The organism is Streptomyces sp. NPDC048275 (assembly GCF_040652275.1).
Lineage (GTDB): Bacteria > Actinomycetota > Actinomycetes > Streptomycetales > Streptomycetaceae > Streptomyces.
Window position 1 is genome coordinate 46,372 of the sequence record NZ_JBEZLR010000058.1, and the last position, 16,289, is coordinate 62,660.

Annotated in this window: 13 protein-coding genes and 1 pseudogene; 12 read left to right on the forward strand and 2 right to left on the reverse strand. The window is 66.2% G+C overall.

All coding sequences use genetic code 11. From position 1 onward, the window contains the following. Positions 1 to 97: 97 nt before the first annotated feature. From AB0D57_RS29295 to AB0D57_RS29345, 11 genes and pseudogenes are all read left to right on the forward strand, one after another. A complete protein-coding gene (locus AB0D57_RS29295) occupies positions 98 to 727 on the forward strand; it encodes a cysteine hydrolase (protein ID WP_362079378.1) in 630 nt (209 codons plus the stop codon). Further along, positions 724 to 2,301: an aldehyde dehydrogenase (NADP(+)) gene (locus AB0D57_RS29300; RefSeq protein WP_362079381.1), complete on the forward strand. Its 1,578-nt coding sequence runs from the start codon at positions 724 to 726 to the stop codon at positions 2,299 to 2,301. The genes AB0D57_RS29295 and AB0D57_RS29300 overlap by 4 nt, the downstream gene beginning before the upstream one ends. Positions 2,302 to 2,351: 50 nt before the next feature. Continuing rightward, positions 2,352 to 2,837 carry a lipocalin-like domain-containing protein gene (locus AB0D57_RS29305; protein ID WP_362079384.1) on the forward strand — a complete coding sequence of 162 codons (486 nt, stop codon included), beginning with the start codon at positions 2,352 to 2,354 and terminating at the stop codon, positions 2,835 to 2,837. Between the two features lie 513 nt (positions 2,838 to 3,350). Further along, on the forward strand, positions 3,351 to 4,634 hold the full coding sequence (locus tag AB0D57_RS29310; RefSeq protein WP_362079387.1) for an MFS transporter: 1,284 nt from the start codon (positions 3,351 to 3,353) through the stop codon (positions 4,632 to 4,634). Positions 4,635 to 4,908: 274 nt separating this feature from the next. Continuing rightward, on the forward strand, positions 4,909 to 6,252 hold the full coding sequence (locus tag AB0D57_RS29315; RefSeq protein ID WP_362079390.1) for an MFS transporter: 1,344 nt from the start codon (positions 4,909 to 4,911) through the stop codon (positions 6,250 to 6,252). 39 nt (positions 6,253 to 6,291) lie between these two features. Further along, positions 6,292 to 6,888 (forward strand): TetR/AcrR family transcriptional regulator, encoded by a 597-nt coding sequence (locus tag AB0D57_RS29320; RefSeq protein ID WP_362079393.1) that lies wholly within the window; start codon positions 6,292 to 6,294, stop codon positions 6,886 to 6,888. Positions 6,889 to 7,136: 248 nt separating this feature from the next. Continuing rightward, positions 7,137 to 7,652 (forward strand): (2Fe-2S)-binding protein, encoded by a 516-nt coding sequence (locus AB0D57_RS29325; protein WP_362079396.1) that lies wholly within the window; start codon positions 7,137 to 7,139, stop codon positions 7,650 to 7,652. Next, positions 7,639 to 8,628, forward strand: a complete 990-nt coding sequence (locus AB0D57_RS29330) for a xanthine dehydrogenase family protein subunit M (RefSeq protein ID WP_362079399.1) — start codon at positions 7,639 to 7,641, stop codon at positions 8,626 to 8,628. Before AB0D57_RS29325 ends, AB0D57_RS29330 begins: the two co-directional genes overlap by 14 nt. Next, positions 8,625 to 10,832, forward strand: coding sequence for a xanthine dehydrogenase family protein molybdopterin-binding subunit (locus AB0D57_RS29335; RefSeq protein ID WP_362079402.1), 2,208 nt, complete (start codon positions 8,625 to 8,627; stop codon positions 10,830 to 10,832). Before AB0D57_RS29330 ends, AB0D57_RS29335 begins: the two co-directional genes overlap by 4 nt. 29 nt (positions 10,833 to 10,861) lie before the next feature. Then, positions 10,862 to 11,367, forward strand: a pseudogene (locus AB0D57_RS29340) (lipocalin-like domain-containing protein). A gap of 33 nt (positions 11,368 to 11,400) precedes the next feature. Then, positions 11,401 to 12,027, forward strand: a complete 627-nt coding sequence (locus tag AB0D57_RS29345) for an isochorismatase family cysteine hydrolase (RefSeq protein WP_362079405.1) — start codon at positions 11,401 to 11,403, stop codon at positions 12,025 to 12,027. A 377-nt stretch (positions 12,028 to 12,404) separates the two neighbouring features. Here the strand turns inward: AB0D57_RS29345 and AB0D57_RS29350 are convergent, their stop codons facing one another. Both AB0D57_RS29350 and AB0D57_RS29355 read right to left on the reverse strand, forming a co-directional pair. Next, positions 12,405 to 12,545, reverse strand: a complete 141-nt coding sequence (locus AB0D57_RS29350; protein WP_362079408.1) for a hypothetical protein — start codon at positions 12,543 to 12,545, stop codon at positions 12,405 to 12,407. Positions 12,546 to 13,039: 494 nt separating this feature from the next. After that, the gene (locus AB0D57_RS29355) at positions 13,040 to 13,909 is read right to left on the reverse strand and encodes an SGNH/GDSL hydrolase family protein (RefSeq protein WP_362079411.1); all 870 of its coding nucleotides are present in this window, start codon (positions 13,907 to 13,909) and stop codon (positions 13,040 to 13,042) included. A 1,575-nt stretch (positions 13,910 to 15,484) separates the two neighbouring features. On the opposite strand from AB0D57_RS29355, the gene AB0D57_RS29360 reads away from it, so the two are divergent. Further along, a complete protein-coding gene (locus AB0D57_RS29360) occupies positions 15,485 to 16,198 on the forward strand; it encodes an SDR family oxidoreductase (protein ID WP_362079414.1) in 714 nt (237 codons plus the stop codon). Positions 16,199 to 16,289: the final 91 nt, after the last annotated feature.

Genomic DNA, 16,289 nt, shown 5'->3' on the forward strand with positions numbered 1-16,289 from the left:
CGTATGGGCAGCTCCGACGTCGTTTGCTTGACTTTCAGGATGACAGGCATAATCTAGCAACTGGATGCTAGCCATCATCTTGATCGGAGTAGAAACCGTGTCCCAGACCTATGACCCCCGCCACACGGCCGTTTTGCTGGTCGACCCCTACAACGACTTCCTGTCCGAGGGCGGCAAGATCTGGCCGCGCCTGGAGCCCATAGCGGAGGAGGTGGGTCTGCTGGACCACCTGCGGTCTGTGGTCGCCTCCGCCCGTGAGACCGGTGTCCGCGTGGTGTTCGTTCCGCACCGTCGCTGGGAGGCGGGGGACTACGAGACGTGGGATCACCCCAACCCCACCCAGCAGGCCATCATGGAGCGGCACAGTTTCGCCCGCGGAACCTGGGGCGGGGAGTTCCACACCGACTTCCAGCCGCAGCCCGGCGACGTCGTCGTTCAGGAGCACTGGGGGCAGAGCGGGTTCGCCAACACTGACCTGGACTTCCAGCTCAAGCAGCACGGCATCATCCACGTCGTGGTCGTCGGCCTGCTGGCGAACACCTGCATCGAGTCCACCGGCCGGTTCGCCATGGAACTCGGCTACCACGTGACGCTGGTCCGCGACGCCACCGCGGCGGTCCTCCCCGAGATGATGCACGCCGCGCACGAGCTGAACGGCCCCACCTACGCCCACGCCATCACCACCACGGACGAGCTCACCGCCGCATTCAAGGGAGCGCACGCATGACCCTGACCGGAGAACTGCTGATCGGAGCGGCCCGGGTGTCCGCCACCGCCGGGACCATGAAGGCGCTCAACCCTGCCACCGGAGAGCTCATCGAGCCCGAGTTCGCCTTCGGCGGCGCGGCCGAGGTCGACCATGCGCTCCACCTCGCCGATGAGGCCTTCGACAGCTACAGCCACACCGGGCTGGCCGAGCGGGCTGCGTTCCTCGACCTGATCGCGGACAAGCTCGAGGCGGTCAAGGACGAGCTCGCCGCACGTACCGCCCTGGAGACCGGCCTGCCGGCTGCCCAGTTCGAGGGCGAGGCAGCGCGGACCGCCGCCGTGTTCCGTAAGTTCGCCACCGTTGTCCGTCAGGGCCGGTTCCTCCAGGCTGCCATCGACCCCGCCCAGCCGGACCGCCGGCCCGCGCCGCGCATGGATCACCGGCTGCAGAAGGTGGCCCTGGGCCCCGTGGTGATCTTCGGCGCCAGCAACTTCCCGATCTCCTACTCAGCGGCGGGCGGCGACACCGCCTCGGCCCTGGCGGCCGGCTGCCCCGTGATCGTCAAGGCTCACAACGCACATCCTGGCGCTTCCGAGATCCAGGGCCGTGTCATCCAGCAGGCCGTCTCCGAGGCGGGACTGCACGAAGGCGTCTTCTCCCTCGTCCGGGGCGCCGGCAACGAGATCGGTGAGGCGTTGGTGGACCATCCTCTGGTCCGGGCGGTCACTTTCACCGGCTCCGAGGGCGGCGGCATGGCCCTCTACCGCCGGGCTCAGCAGCGTCCCGACCCCATCCCCGTGTTCACCGAGATGACCAGCGTCAACCCGACCTTCGTACTGCCTGCCGCCCTGGCGGCCCGCGGCGCCGAGATCGGCTCAGGCCTGATCCAGCGCGCCATGTACAACGTCGGGCAGGCCTGCCTGAAGCCCGCCATCCTCCTCGCCGTCGACGGACCCGGCTTCCAGGAACTGCGTGACGCGGCGACGGTCGAGGTGGAGAAGGTGGCCGCACGGACCATGCTCACGCCCGGCATCCACGACTCCTACACCCGCAACGTGCAGCGGCTGGAGAACGACGGCGCCAGCCTGATCGGCGCAGGATCAGCCCCGGCCCACGCAGTGGACGGTCAGTCGCTGCTGTACGAGGTAAGCGGTGAGCAAATGCTGGCCGAACCGGCCCTCCGTGAGGAGGTCTTCGGCCCCGCCATCCTCCTGGTCAGGCTGACCGGCACGGATCAACTGCTTGAGGTGGCCCGCGCCTTCCGCGGACAACTCTCGGCCACCCTGCACGCCGAGGTCGACGACCGCACCGCCGCCGAACAGCTCCTGCCGATCCTGGAGCGCCGCACCGGACGCATCGTGTTCAACGCCTTCTCGATCCCGCAGGAGGTCTCCTACGCCTCCACTCACGGAGGCCCGTTCCCGGCCACCTCCGACAGCCGCTTCACCTCCGTGGGCATGGGCGCGATCGAGCGGTTCGTACGTCCGGTCACCTACCAGAACTTCCCCGACGAACTTCTGCCGCAGCCACTGCGCGAGGCGAACCCGCTGCACGTGTGGCGGCTCGTCGACGGCGAACTCACCCAGCACTGATCGTTGCCACGGGCCCCGTTCGCTCTCGTGACATGAAAGGAGTCCCTTCGATGACCATCACCGACCACGCTGCCGCGGGGAATGAACGCGAGGCCCGCGAAGAGATACGCAAGAAGCTGCTCGGCGCATGGCAACTCGTGTCGTATACCGCCACGAGCACCGACGGGGAGGTCATCCACCCCCTCGGCCCCACCCCGAACGGCCTGATCGTCTACACCCCTCAGGGATACATGTCCGCCCAGCTGGGGCGCGGCGACCGCGCACCCATGAGATCGGCACGTCTCGAGGACGCGGCGGCCGATGAACTTGCCCAGGCAGCGGCCGGCTACGTTGCCTACGGCGGGCCGTTCGAGGTCGTCGATCCCACGACCGTCGAACACCACGTCACGACCGGTCTCTTTCCGAACTGGATCGGGCGGTCCCAGGTGCGGAAGGTGAGCTTCGGAGGCTCGCTCCTCAAACTCGGCGTCGCCACTCCCACCAGACTGTGGGGTGCGGAACGCACAGCCGAAATCATCTGGAGCAGGCTGGCCTGACTGCGGCCTGCGCCGCGGGCACTCCTCGCGACGTGCCCCGCACATCGTTCGCAGGGTTGAGCAAGGTCGCGCCTAGCGCCTGTTCCACCAGCTCAGGGCCCTCCTCGGACACCTCGGCGGTGCTCCCGTCCAGGGCCGCGTCGCTGTCCGTCATCAGCGGTTCCGGTCTCGTAGGCGTGACCGCCTGAGCATCGAGTGGTGCCAGTCCATCGAGCCGCGAATGCGCGATTCTGCCGCACGTGCTCGACGGCGATGTTCCCGTTGCCGCTCGGTGCCAGGTCGTCCTATGGGTTCAGTGCCGCGAACAGGCATTGCTTCGGTAGGCGTGCAGGCGCTGCGGCCATGCCTGCAAGCCGGCAGGGCGTATCCAACGGGGAGCACAGGGACCGGCCTGCTCTTTGTCGCCGGATCGCCACGGCGTGCTGGAACCACCGTGACAGCCGCTGCCGCGCCCTATCGACGCGATCGAGTCTCCGCCCATCACAACCAGTGCGTCACGCACATAAGGACCCCATGACCAGCGCAGCCACCCGCCCGGACGTCAAGCGAGGGACCATCCCCGTCTTCGCCACCGCGACTGCGATCACCGTCTCCAACATCTATTTCACCCAGCCGCTCCTCGACGAGATCGCCCGGGGCTTCGGGATATCACCCTCCGCTGCCGGGCTGGTGGCCACGACAGGACAGATCGGCTACGCGCTGGGCATAATCGCCATCGTTCCGCTTGCTGACACCGTTCGGCTTCGCCGGTTGTCCGTCCTTCTGCTGGTGGTCACCGCCACCGCCCTCCTCGCGGGCGCTTTCGCCCCCTCGGTCGCTCTGCTGAGCATGACCACCCTCATACTCTCTGCAAGCACCGTGCTGCCGCAGGTCATCATGCCGACCGTCGTCTCCATGGCGACTCCCGGCAATGCCGGTCGCGTCCTGGGAGCGGTGGGGACGGGGCTGACCATGGGAGCCCTGCTCTCGCGCACCGCCGCCGGCCTCATCGCGGAGGCCACCGGTACCTGGCGGGCCGGATTTGTCATCGCCGCCCTGGCAACTGGAGCCCTGCTCCTGGTCCTTCCGCGCTATATGCCGGACGACCGGCCGACCCCGACCGGAGCGTCGGAAAGCTACCTGCGTCTGCTGGCGTCGCTCCCCAAACTGATCGCCGAACACGCTCCCCTGCGTGTGTCGGCCGCGCTGGGAGCGACGGTCTTCGCGGCCTTCTCCGCCTTCTGGTCGGCACTCGCCTTCCACCTCACCGCGGCCCCGATCTCACTGGGCCCCGCGGTGATCGGACTCTTCGGCCTGTTCAGCGTGCCCGGCGCCCTGGCTGCCCGTTACTCGGGGCGCCTTGCCGACCGATGGGGCACGCGCAGCGTCAACGTCCTGTCCCTCACGTCGGCGCTGCTCGCCTTCGCGCTGTTCAGGTTCGCCGGCCAGTCACTGATCGCCCTCGCTGTGGGCTGCAACCTTCTCGGCTACGGGACGACCAGCGGCCAGATAGCCAACCAGGCGCGCATCTTCGCCGCGGCCCCCGCGATCAGGGCTCGGCTCAACACCGTCTACATCTTCGCGGTCTTCGCCGGAGGCGCCGTCGGATCCGCAGTCGCCGGGATCCTGTTCTCTGCCTTCGGGTGGACCGGCGTGGTGTTCAGCGGATTCGGCTTCCTGCTGCTCGCAGGTGTCGTCCTGGTGGGGTACGCCCTGCGCGCCCCCCGCGCAGCCGGCCGGACGACCGTAGCCGCCGACACTGTTGAGAAGCAAGCGGGGGACGGCGGCCGCGTCGGCAGCACCAACGGCCGGCGGTAGAGCGCGAGGCCGGGCCCCCATATACGGCAACCCGCTATACGGCAACCCGCTATACGGCAACCCGCTATACGGCAACCGGCTTTGGAGCGCCCCCCGAGCCGCCAGGCATCCTGCGGATACCCCGCGCCGGGATCCCGCCGGTGGCCGCTTCCGGAGACCGGTTCGCCTTGGCAGAGCTTTTGCGACATGTCTCACCATCCTGCGCCTCACGATTACTAGACAGACCTGTCTAGCATGAAAGGGGTCGCGTTCCGTCTAATCCTGAGAGTGATCCATGAGCCCCGTGTCCACCACGCCTCTAGCCGCCCCGTCGGGCAACCCGGTCAGGCGGTCTCCCGCGCACGCAGCCCCGCGACGCCGGGTACTGGGGCCCGTCGCCTCCCTCGGCCTGTTGGCCTCGATCCTCGTCTCGCTGTTGGCGGCATCCAGCGTGCCGACCCCTCTCTATGCCGTTTACCAGCAACGCTGGGGCTTCTCGCCCATCACCATCACCGTCGTCTTCGGCGTCTATGCGGTGGCCGTGCTGGTCTCGCTCCTGGTTTTCGGGAAGATCTCCGACCACGTGGGCCGACGGCCGGTCCTGCTGGTGGCGCTGATCGGGCAGGCGCTGGCGATGGTCGTGTTCGTCACCGCCGGCGGGGTGGACGCACTGCTGGCCGCACGCGTCGTCCAGGGGATAAGCACCGGGGCGGCGGTCGGTGCGCTCGGCGCCGGAATGCTCGACATCGACGCGCGCAGGGGCGGCTTTCTGAACTCCTTTGCGCCCACGATGGGGACCGGGGGAGGCGCCTTGGTCTCCGGTCTGATCGTGCAGTACCTGCCGGCCCCCACCCACCTTGTCTACTTCGTACTGCTGGGTGTGTTCGTTCTGCAGGCGCTAGCCGTGCTCGCCTTGGGGGAGACAGTGAGTCGCAAGCCAGGCGCGCTGGCCAGCATGGCCCCCGAGATCAAGCTCCCAAGGTCCGCCCGTGCGTCGGTGGCGATCGCCGCGCCGGTGATGTTCGCGGTATGGGCACTGACCGGCCTGTATGGCGCTCTGGGACCGGCCATCACCCGGACTTTGGTGCACTCCACCTCTGCGGTGTGGGGAGGGCTGCCCCTGTTTGTGCTCGCCGGTTCCGCGGGTCTGGCCGTCGTGATACTGCGTAAAGCCGCGACGCGGAACCTCATGCTGATCGGCGTCGGCACGCTGGTCGTCGGCGTGGTCATCACCGTGGTGTCCATCGCCTCGGGCACCGGCGGCACCCCCTCCGTGATCGGGTTCTTCGTGGGCGGCGCGATCTCCGGCTTCGGCTTCGGCGGCGGTTTCCAGGGCGGCATCAGGCTGGTCATGCCGCAGGTGGAGCCGCACGAACGGGCCGGGGTGCTGTCCCTTCTGTATGTCGTGTGCTATCTGGGCCTCGGTGTGCCCGCCGTGATCGGCGGAGTCCTGGTCGTGCATGGCGGCGGCCTGGTGCAAACCTCACGGGAGTACGGCATCGCCGTCATCGTGCTGGCCCTCGTGGCACTGACCGGACTGTTGCGCAGCGGCCGCCGTGCGGAGCCGGTGGCGGTGATCCGGACGGAAGCCGACCTCCCCTCCGACGTCGTGCCCGTGGCGCAGACCTCGCAGGGGTGACCGGTAGAATAGACAGATCTGTCTGAGAGGGTGGTGGTCATGGCGACCAGGACTGCAACCAAGGCATCTGCGCGTGAGCGTCTGCTCGAGGCCGCCAACGAGCTCTTCTACGGCGAAGGCGTGCAGACTGTCGGCATCGACCGCGTCATCGAGCATGCCGGGGTGGCCAAAGCCTCCCTCTACAACACCTTCGGGAGCAAGGAAGGCCTCGTCTGCGCCTACCTGGAGTTCCGCTACGTGCGCATTCGGGACCGGATCACCCGGACCCTGACCGGCTTCCGGACCCCGCGCGAACAGCTGCTCGGTGTCTTCGACGCGCTGCGCGAGGCGTTCACCGACCCCGGGTACAACGGTTGCGCTTTCGTGCGGGCCACCGCCGAGGCGCCGGCAGACAGTGCGATCAGCCGCGCCGCTGAGAACTATCGGACCTGGGTGCGTGGCCTGTTCACCGAACTGGCCACCAAGTCCGGATATGCGGACCCCGAGGAGCTGGCCCGCCAACTCCACCTGCTCTACGACGGTGCAGGGCAATCTGCGCGGATGGACCGTGACCCCTCCGCCGCCACGACCGCCCGCGCCGCTGCGGCCGCTCTCCTCGACGCGGCGCCACTTGCCAAGTCACCGACCAATGTGTGAAGCGTCTTATGGCGGGTGCAGACGGCCACCGGGCGCATGGACAATCCTGGCTGCCCTCACCTGCATGGGCGCGCAGATGCCGGTGCTGCCCTCCACTCCTATGATGAGTCAAATGGCTGAAACCGAGTGCAGCGGTGACCGCGCGAGCCACAGTCTCGGTGGCCCGTGTGACGAATTGCGCGCCGAAGGTCAAGTCTCGTTCTTCGCCGCCGCCGTCCAGATCGCGGGGCTACGAAAGGCGAGATGCCATGATATTCGGGGTGAAGCCGCCTGACGAGCAGACGGTTCCGCAGGCTGAGTTCACGCTATGGGTCAATGGTGAAGAGCACCTCATGCGCGTGGATTCCCGTGTGAGCCTGCTTGACGTCTTGCGGGACAGGCTGGGCCTGACCGGCACCAAGAAGGGTTGCGATCAGGGCACTTGTGGAGCATGTACGGTCCACGTGGATGGAAAACGCGTGTTGTCCTGCCTCACTCTGGCGGCGCAGTGCCATGAACGGCAGGTGACCACCATCGAGGGAATCGGTGACGATGTCTCGCCGCATCCCCTTCAGTCCGCGTTCCTCAAGCACGACGGGTTCCAGTGCGGCTATTGCACTCCCGGGCAGATCATGTCCGCTCTCGCTCTGATCGATGAAGGCCGTACCGGCTCTCCCGAAGAGATCCGTGAATACATGAGTGGGAATATCTGTCGGTGTGGTGCGTACCAGAACATTGTCGCTGCCATACAGGAAGTGGCTGGTGATCACGGTGCGACCATTTGATTATCTGCGCGCTGATGATCTGGCCGTGGCACTCGCCGAGGCCGAGGCGGACAGTTCCGCGGCGTACCTCGCCGGCGGTACGACGCAACTCGACTTGATGAAGGACGGCGTTCTGCGGCCGAGCCGTCTGATCGACATCACCCGTCTACCTCTCCGCGGCATCGAGCAGAGCGACGGCACGCTTCTCGTCGGATCCCTGACCACGATGGAAGAACTCGCAGCCGATTCCCTGGTGACCCAGCGCCTACCGCTCGTACGGGAGGCGCTGTTGCGCAGCGCTTCCGTCCAGCTCCGCAACATGGCGACCATCGGCGGAAACCTCCTGCAACGGACGCGCTGCCGGTATTTCCGTGATCGAACGGTTGCCACCTGCAACAAGAGGGTTCCGGGGACGGGATGCGGCGCGATCATGGGATCTCACCGTACGAGTGCCGTGTTGGGCACGAGCGAGAACTGCATTGCAACCCATGCCTCGGATCTCGCCGTGGCGCTGATCGCTCTGGACGCGGTCGTACACGTCACCGACACCGGTGGCAGTCGCGCGATTCCTCTCACCGGCTTTTACCGCACCCCGGGGAACACCCCTGACGTGGAGAACAGTCTTCGGCCGGGCGAACTCATCACCGCGATCGAAGTGCCACTCCTGCCGGTAGGCGCCCACTCCTCCTACCTGAAGGTGCGCGACCGGACAAGCTACGAGTTCGCCCTCTCCTCCGCCGCGGTAGCCGTGACGATGGAGGACTCCATCGTTCAGTCGGCCCGGGTGGCCCTGGGTGGAGTTGCCACGGTGCCCTGGCGGGCTGTCGAGGCGGAGGAGGTACTGACGGGGGCTCCGGCACGCACCGAGGTGTTTCGGACTGCTGCGCGGGCGGCGCTGGCAGGGGCTGAGCCCCGTCCGCAGAACGCTTTCAAAGTGGAACTCGCGCAACGGACGCTGGTGCGGTCGCTGCAGTCTGCTACGGGAGTCAGCTCATGACGATGCTCTCTCGCCCCCCGCTCGTGGGTGCCGGCCGCGACCGCGTCGAGGGGCCGCTCAAAGTGTCCGGCAGGGCGCCGTACCCCAACGACTTCTCCTATCCGGACATGGCGCACGCCGTGGTCGTAGGCAGCACCGTTGGCGCGGGCCGGATCTCCGGTATCGACACCGTGGAAGCCGAACGGGCGCCAGGGGTCATCTGCGTTCTCACATACCTGAATGCCGGCCGGCTCGAACGCGCGCCCGCGACGCCTTTGGGCGTCTCACCTCCGGCGCCGCTCCAGGACGACGTGATCTACCACTACGGCCAGCACGTGGCAGTGGTCGTGGCCGAAACCTTCGAGGAGGCGACAGAGGCGGCCCACCTGGTCCGGGTGAGCTACACCCCCGGAGAGACCGTCCTGGAACTGGACGACCCGCGCGCAGAGCGCAGGAACAATCCCTGGGGGCGGGACGCGCAGAGAGGTGACGTCGCTCAGGCGCTGGACTCTGCCGAAGCAGTGCTGGACCAGACGTACCTCACCTGCGACAACACGAACAATCCGATGGGTCCCCTCACCACCGTTGCTCGGTGGGAAGGCGACACCCTGCTGGTCAACAACTCGACGCAATGGGCCTCGCTCGAACAGACATCGCTGGCCGCCGCCTTCGACCTTCCCCAGGACTCCGTCAACGTCATCGCGCCGTACGTCGGCGGGGGATTCGGTGCCGGTCTCCGCGTCTGGCCGCACGTGGTCCTGGCGGCACTGGCCGCCAGGAGGACCGGTCGACCGGTCAAACTGGCCCTCACCCGCCCGCAGATGTTCACGGCCTGCGGCCACCGGCCGAAGGGAAAGCAGCGGGTGCGTATCGGCGCGACCCGCGACGGCAGGCTTGTAGCCATCGACCACGAGGCACTCACGGCCACCACGATCGACGACGACAACTTCGAGCCGACCGCCACCGTGTCCGCCGCGGCCTATGCCTGCCCCCATGTGTCCACGAGGGACACTCAGGCCCGGCTGAACATCCCGGTGCCCAACTCCATGAGAGGTCCTGGAGCAGCGACAGGCAATTTCGCGCTGGAGTGCGCGATGGACGAGCTCGCTTTCGAGCTCGGCATGGACCCCCTGGATCTGCGTCTGCGCAACGATGCCACCACTCACCCTCAGTTGGGACTCCCCTGGTCCAGCCGCGCGCTGCAGGAGTGCCTCGTGTATGGCGCGGAACTCTTCGGATGGTCACGGCGATCGCCCGAACCACGTTCGATGCGCCAAGGCAACATGCTCATCGGGTACGGCCTGGCCGCTGTCGGCTACCCGTGGTTCCGGGCACGCTGCGGGGCGCGTGCGACGGTTCGACGGGATGGGACCGCATACGTGTGCAGTGCCGGAACCGAGATCGGAAACGGCGCGTACACCGTCTTCGTGCAGCTGTCGGCGGAGTTGCTGGGCCTCGATGTCGAGCAGGTCACGTTCGGCCTGGGCGACTCGTCCATGCCCGTGGCCCCGCAGACCGGAGGTTCGGGGCTGACGAGCTCCGTCGGCAGTGCCGTGTACGAGGCGTGCCGCCGGCTCATCGGCGACTTCCTCGATCTCGTGGCCGAAGACTCGGACTCCCCGTTGCGAGGGTGCGCCATCGACGATGTCGAGGTCGGGGCGGGCGGCCTTCGGCGGCGCAACGATCCAGCTCAGGCGGAGTCGTATGCAGACATCCTCATGCGGCACGGCCTCCTTGAGCTGACCGCTGAAGGCGAAAGCACCCCGGCGCAGGCGCAGGAACTCGGCATGGCCCCGGCAGGGGCATTCGGGGCGAAGTACGTTGAAGTGCACGTGGACCGCGACCTCGGGCGGCTGCGCGTGGCTCGGGCAGTCTCCGTCATCGACGGCGGCCGCATTCTCAACGAGAAGACAGCCGTGAGCCAAATCATCGGCGGCACGGTCGGCGGCATCGGCATGGCCTTGTTCGAGGAGACCGTGAGCGATGCCGGATCCGGGCGCATCGCCAACGCCACGCTCGGCGACTACATCGTTCCGGTCAACGCCGACATCCCCGATATGGAGGTGGCCTTCGTAGGTGCACCCGACCCTGCCAACCCCATCGGCACCAAGGGCATCGGAGAGATCGGCCTGGTCGGCATCGCTCCTGCGGTCGCCAACGCCGTATTCCATGCCACAGGCCGCCGCATCCGCTCTCTGCCCATCACCTTGGACAAACTGCTGTGAACGGTGAACGGTGAAAGGCGGAAGACACGATGACCCCGGCTGAACTGCACGCCGCTCTGGTTGGAACGTGGCGCCTTGTCTCCTACGAAGCCAGCAGCGTCGACGACGAGGAGATCGTCCGGCCCTTCGGCGAACAGCCCATAGGGCTGATCATGTATTCGGCCGACGGCTACATGTCCGCCCAGATCACCAGGCCGGACAGGCCGTTGTTCGACGGCGACCGTCTGGAGGCCGGCCGGCCGAAGAGCTGGCCGACGCGGCCCGTCATTACCTGGCGTACGCAGGGCCGTTTCGCGTTCCGGACAGCAACACGGTCGTCCATGAGGTCGCGCTGAGCCTGTTCCCGAACTGGATGGGTGGAGCGCAGCTGCGAGTGGCGCGACTGGACGGGAGAATCCTGCAGTTGGCACTGGCCGCCCCGGTGCGCATTTCGGGAAAGCTGCGCACTGGAGTACTGACCTGGGAGCGGGTGGAAGCGAGCCACCCGCTGCCGGCAGATGGTGCGCAGCTCAGTTCCCGAAGCGATCACCTCTGAACCGTAGACCCTCTACCTTGTGCAGGGACTGCCATGAGCGAAACATACGAACCCGCCCGGACGGCCATCTGCTTGGTCGACCCCTACAACGACTTCCTCTCCGAGGGTGGCAAGGTGTGGCCCGCAGTCCAGCACGTGGCGCGCGAAGTCGGCTTGCTGGACAACCTGCGCGCTATCGTCGCCGCGGGCCGCGCAAGCGATCTCCACATCTTCTTCGTCCCCCACCGCCGCTGGCAGGAAGGCGACTACGAGGGATGGGACCACCCCAATCCCACCCAGCAGGGCGTCCGCCAACGTCACACCTTCGCGTTGGGCACCTGGGGAGGCGAATTCCACCCCGACTTCCAGCCGGCCGACACAGACGTGGTCATCAAAGAGCATTGGGCCCAGAGCGGCTTCGCCAACACCGACCTGGACTTCCAACTCAAACAGCACGGCATCACACACGTCATCATCATCGGCCTGCTCGCCAACACCTGCATCGAATCGACCGGCCGTTTCGCCATGGAACTCGGCTACCACGTCACCCTCGTCCGTGACGCCACGGCCGCATTCAAGCCCGAGATGATGCACGCAGCGCACGAACTCAACGGGCCCACCTTCGCCCACAGCATCACCACGACCCAAGAGCTACTCGGGGCGCTGAAGAACACCGAGTAGTGCTGGACTGGGCCTGAGCCCACGCACACGATGGCCCATGACGACCTCGGCGAAGAAGCGACTGAACGCCATGCTGAAGACCGGCGCCCGCTCAGTCTCTGTACTGCGGCATGGCGATGGTTTGAGCGACCGCACGGACTTCGCCGGACGACGGCGTGGGCATCGGCGTTCTCGGAAGCCCACAGTCGCCGAGGTGGTCGCCCATATGCTCCTGCGGTATCAAAGACGCACCCAAGTCCCTGAACGTCCGGGAATGGATCTGACGGCCGCCGGACTTGGCGGCACCAGCCTGCGGAGCGCCGGTAAGACCAGGACTCGTCCCGGCACAGCAACGGACGAGAAGGCCGGAACCCTCGAGCTTCAGCCCGAGGAGCAAGTCAATTGAGGAGGTAGGCCTTGATTACGGTCTGCTGGAAGGAGTTGCCCGCCGCGTTCTTGACGTAGGTGCGCAGCGAGACCGAGCCGCCCGAGGAGCGGCGCGGCGACACTTGCCGGTTGGTGTTCGCGGCGTCGGTCACGCACCAGCGGTCCGGCGCCCAACCTCAGGCGCCGGACGACGACTTCCCCGTAACCGCCGACCGTGTTCGGCAGAGGGAGCGGAACTCGGCGGCCAGCGAGCGGAGCAGGAGCGTGCCGCAGGTGGTGCAGTTCGGGGTCGGTCATGGCTCAGGCCTCCTTTTGCCGGTTGCGGATGAAGTGCTTGAGGACACGCTGCCACCACGGCGTCCCCATCGACGGCCTCCTCTCCCGTTCCTCGCAGGCGGGGCAGTCGTCCTTGTCTGTCATCAGTACAAGGTTCCGGCCGTATCTCATGGCCCCGCTGGCCCTATGCCGTGGGGGCGGGCAAGCGGGATGGGGCCGGCACCTGTGCCGGGCCCCTGGCATGTTGTTGCGCCCCCTTGGCCGACAGGTCAAGCGGGACCGTGGCGGCCTTGGAGCGGCGCTCCAAACTTCGATCGGCGAGCCCAGTCACACAGTCGAGCAGGGGTGTCACTTCCCCACGACGGGGCCGTTACCGATGCCATGGATGAGGGGAAAGAGCACGCTTGACCGCGCCGGCCATCGCGCTCTCGCCCGCGGCATTGGGGTGCACCGGGGCAGCAGGGCTCTCCGGAGCGAAGGTCTCGATCCACCGGTTGTCAAGGGGCTGGCAGAGGTCGTGTCCGACGGTGGGCGCGTAGGTGTTCACGTACTCGGCACCACCGCGACGCGCCTGACGGGCGAGCATCGCGTTGAGCTCCTTCTCCTTGTCCCGGAGGTAGGAGAAGTCACCCGCAGCCAGAGGTACCTTGGCGCTGGTGCATCCAACTCCATCTTCCGGGAAGAGGTCGGGGTACCCGACCACCAAGACGCGCGCGTGCGGAGAGCGGTGGTGGATGCCGCGGAGCACTTGAGCGACCTTTGACGCGGTCTGGTTGATGGAGCCCGTGATCGTGTCCGTGGCGGTGCCCGCGAAGTGGGCCCGGCACGGAGCACCGGCGGGGTCGGAGGCGGAAACCCGCGCGCAGGTTCCCAAGACAGTCGAGAATCCGATGTCGTTGCCGCCGATGGTTACGGTGACCAGGTCAGTTCCTCGATCAAGGGCATCGAACTGGGCCGGCACAGTGCCTTGAGCGGCCGCCATGTTGGCGGTGGTGGCCCCGGCGCAACTGACGTCCGTCAGAGCAGACCCCGACGACTGGGCCACCAGAGACGGGTAGTTGTGATCGGAGCGGAGGCAGGTCGTGTCGACCTGGGTCGGGACGAGGGGGGCAGAGGCATACGAGTCGCCGAGGGCGACGTAGTCCACCCGGTGCCTGCCGTCCGTGGTTGCGCTCGCCGCCGTCGTTCCTGCCGTGGCGAGCGCAGCTCCTGCGGAGAGCAGTGCGGAGCCTACCGTCAATGCCCGCCCCGCGCCGGAGGTGGGAAACAGTCTTCTCAACGTGCGTCCTCTCGTGGTCGGGCTGTCCTGCTGACTCCGGAACGACGGTCGACAGTCGTGTCGGTTCTGCCGTGCTGACGTCCAGTGCGGAAGCCCTGAGTGAGGTCGGCCTCAACAGTCACTCGTGACCACTCCGGCATGTGCCGTGAGAGAGCACGCAGTTGAGGGCGTTCACTCTTCACACGTATTCGAGCACCAGTAGGTGTCACCGTTTGTGTAACGACTTGGTCCTCGATTCGGGCCATGTGCGGTGCGGCGCGGGGAAGCCGAAGCAGCAGGGGGTGGCCCGCGGGGGAGGGGCTCCGCGCCGGCTCACGTCGGCACCAAGTTCGTGCGGTTGCCAAGCGCGTCCTGGCTGTACGGGATGGGGATGGCCGTCGTCGTAGCGCTGGTCGCTGCACGCGACTGACGACAGACGGGACCGTGTGCTGCAACTCAATCGTCACCTCCTTGACAGGTGACGTGCGGTGGGTGCAGCCTTGTCGCTACCACGTCGGGGTGAGCCGGTTCGCTACGAGGGAAAGGAAACCACCGTGGGAACTGAAGGTGCGATGGACGCCGCAGCAGCGTCACGGAACGAGCGGTTCGGTAAGCTGCCGGAGCGTATCCGTTATGAGGAAATGGTTGAGGAGAAGGAGGCCGCGCCGAACGGTCTGCCAGCTGACTCTTACAACCCCGAAGGATCGTGGAATTATTTCTCGTGCCTAGCGTTGGACCTGGGTCTTTGATCCTTAACCGGGAGTGAGAGTCCGTACGGCCTCACCGCGGGGAAATATTCACCCTCGGACGAATCAGGTGCAGCGTGATTCGTGGCCGCCAGAGGGAGAGAGGCACCCATGTATATGAGGGACGACAACCCTGCTCCCTATCGGATGAGTAAGGACCAGGAAGCGCTCTTGTCCATGCTTCGAAATGTGAACTGCAATGATCGGCGCAAACCCGATCGGGATTTCGATGAAGCTACTTCAAAGGCGCATCAATTGACGGTGATCACGTTTCTCGGCGTGTTCTTCCAATGAGCCTTGCTGTTTCCAACGGCCATGCGCGCTCCGTATGGGCGTCGGACATCGCAAAGAGCGCTGACGTCAAGCACCCTGAGTGACGTCAGCTGTCGCACGCGTGGGACGCCTCTGTCCGAACACGTGACAGTTGCAGACGATGATGCGGACTCTTTCGTCATGCTGATCACCGGGTGTGGCCCTGTGTCGCGGAACCGCACGTAGCAGTCGGCTCCAATGGAGGCCTGGTTGTCTGACGTGCGGCGTCGGTACGCCGCCCGCGTGCGGTAGATGGGGTACCGACTTACGCTGATTGCTGGTGCACAATCCCTCAGTCGCGTCGGGCGACAATGAGGACATCATCCGCCTCGCAGAGAAGATGCGGTAGCCCATTTAGTTGTCAGACGCGCGCCTGGAGGATTACAGCGCCGTCTCCCACGCTGCCCGTTAATCATCGACAGTGATGTCGGAACCTGTCCGTGCACGGGCTTCTCGGCCATGCCGTATTGAGTCGCGTCACCTCCGAGAGGGTTAAACCGTGAGCTCTCAGAACGTTAAGGTCGCCATCGTTACCGGTGCCTCGCAGGGCCTTGGTGCGAGTATCGCCGAGGCCTTTCGTGGAATTGGTTACGGCGTCGTCGCAAACTCCCGCAGAATTGCACCCTCTAGCGACGAGGGTGTCCTGACAGTCCCAGGCGATATCGCCGAGACCGCCACCGCCGAACGGGTTATCGCTGCGGGCATGGAGAGGTTCGGTCGCGTCGACACCCTGATCAATAATGCTGGAATTTTTATAGCGAAGCCTTTCACGGAGTACACGCAGGAAGATTACGTCGCGGTCACCCGTGTGAACCTCGCCGGATTCTTTCGCATCACACAGCTGGCCATCGAGCAAATGCTTTCCCAGGGTGGTGGACATATTGTCAATATCACCACCAGCCTGGTCGACAGCGCCGACTCACGAGTCCCTTCCGTGCTGGCTTCGCTGACCAAGGGCGGTCTGCAATCCGCTACGAAGTCCCTCGCCATCGAGTACGCCACGCGCGGCATTCGCGTCAACGCCGTCTCGCCGGGCACCATCAAGACACCGATGCATCCTGAGGAGACCCGTGAGGCCCTCGCTGCCCTGCACCCAGTCGGCCGGTTGGGAGAGCAGAGTGACATCGCGGATGCCGTGATCTACCTGGAGAAGGCCCCATTCGTCACCGGCGAGATTCTGCACGTGGATGGCGGCATGAGCGCCGGCCACTAGTGCTGGATTCCTCAAAGGAGGTACACATATCGGCGTCGTAGGGAACGGGTTGGTGGTGGGGTTCTGCCCCAGATCCAGGGACCGGCACGGG

Bases quoted from the DNA above. Each gene is read 5' to 3' on its own strand.
- AB0D57_RS29325 (WP_362079396.1), top strand. From the start codon at position 7,137: ATGATATTCGGGGTGAAGCCGCCTGACGAGCAGACGGTTCCGCAGGCT.
- AB0D57_RS29300 (WP_362079381.1), top strand. From the start codon at position 724: ATGACCCTGACCGGAGAACTGCTGATCGGAGCGGCCCGGGTGTCCGCC.
- AB0D57_RS29315 (WP_362079390.1), top strand. From the start codon at position 4,909: ATGAGCCCCGTGTCCACCACGCCTCTAGCCGCCCCGTCGGGCAACCCG.
- AB0D57_RS29310 (WP_362079387.1), top strand. From the start codon at position 3,351: ATGACCAGCGCAGCCACCCGCCCGGACGTCAAGCGAGGGACCATCCCC.
- AB0D57_RS29335 (WP_362079402.1), top strand. From the start codon at position 8,625: ATGACGATGCTCTCTCGCCCCCCGCTCGTGGGTGCCGGCCGCGACCGC.
- AB0D57_RS29320 (WP_362079393.1), top strand. From the start codon at position 6,292: ATGGCGACCAGGACTGCAACCAAGGCATCTGCGCGTGAGCGTCTGCTC.
- AB0D57_RS29305 (WP_362079384.1), top strand. From the start codon at position 2,352: ATGACCATCACCGACCACGCTGCCGCGGGGAATGAACGCGAGGCCCGC.
- AB0D57_RS29345 (WP_362079405.1), top strand. From the start codon at position 11,401: ATGAGCGAAACATACGAACCCGCCCGGACGGCCATCTGCTTGGTCGAC.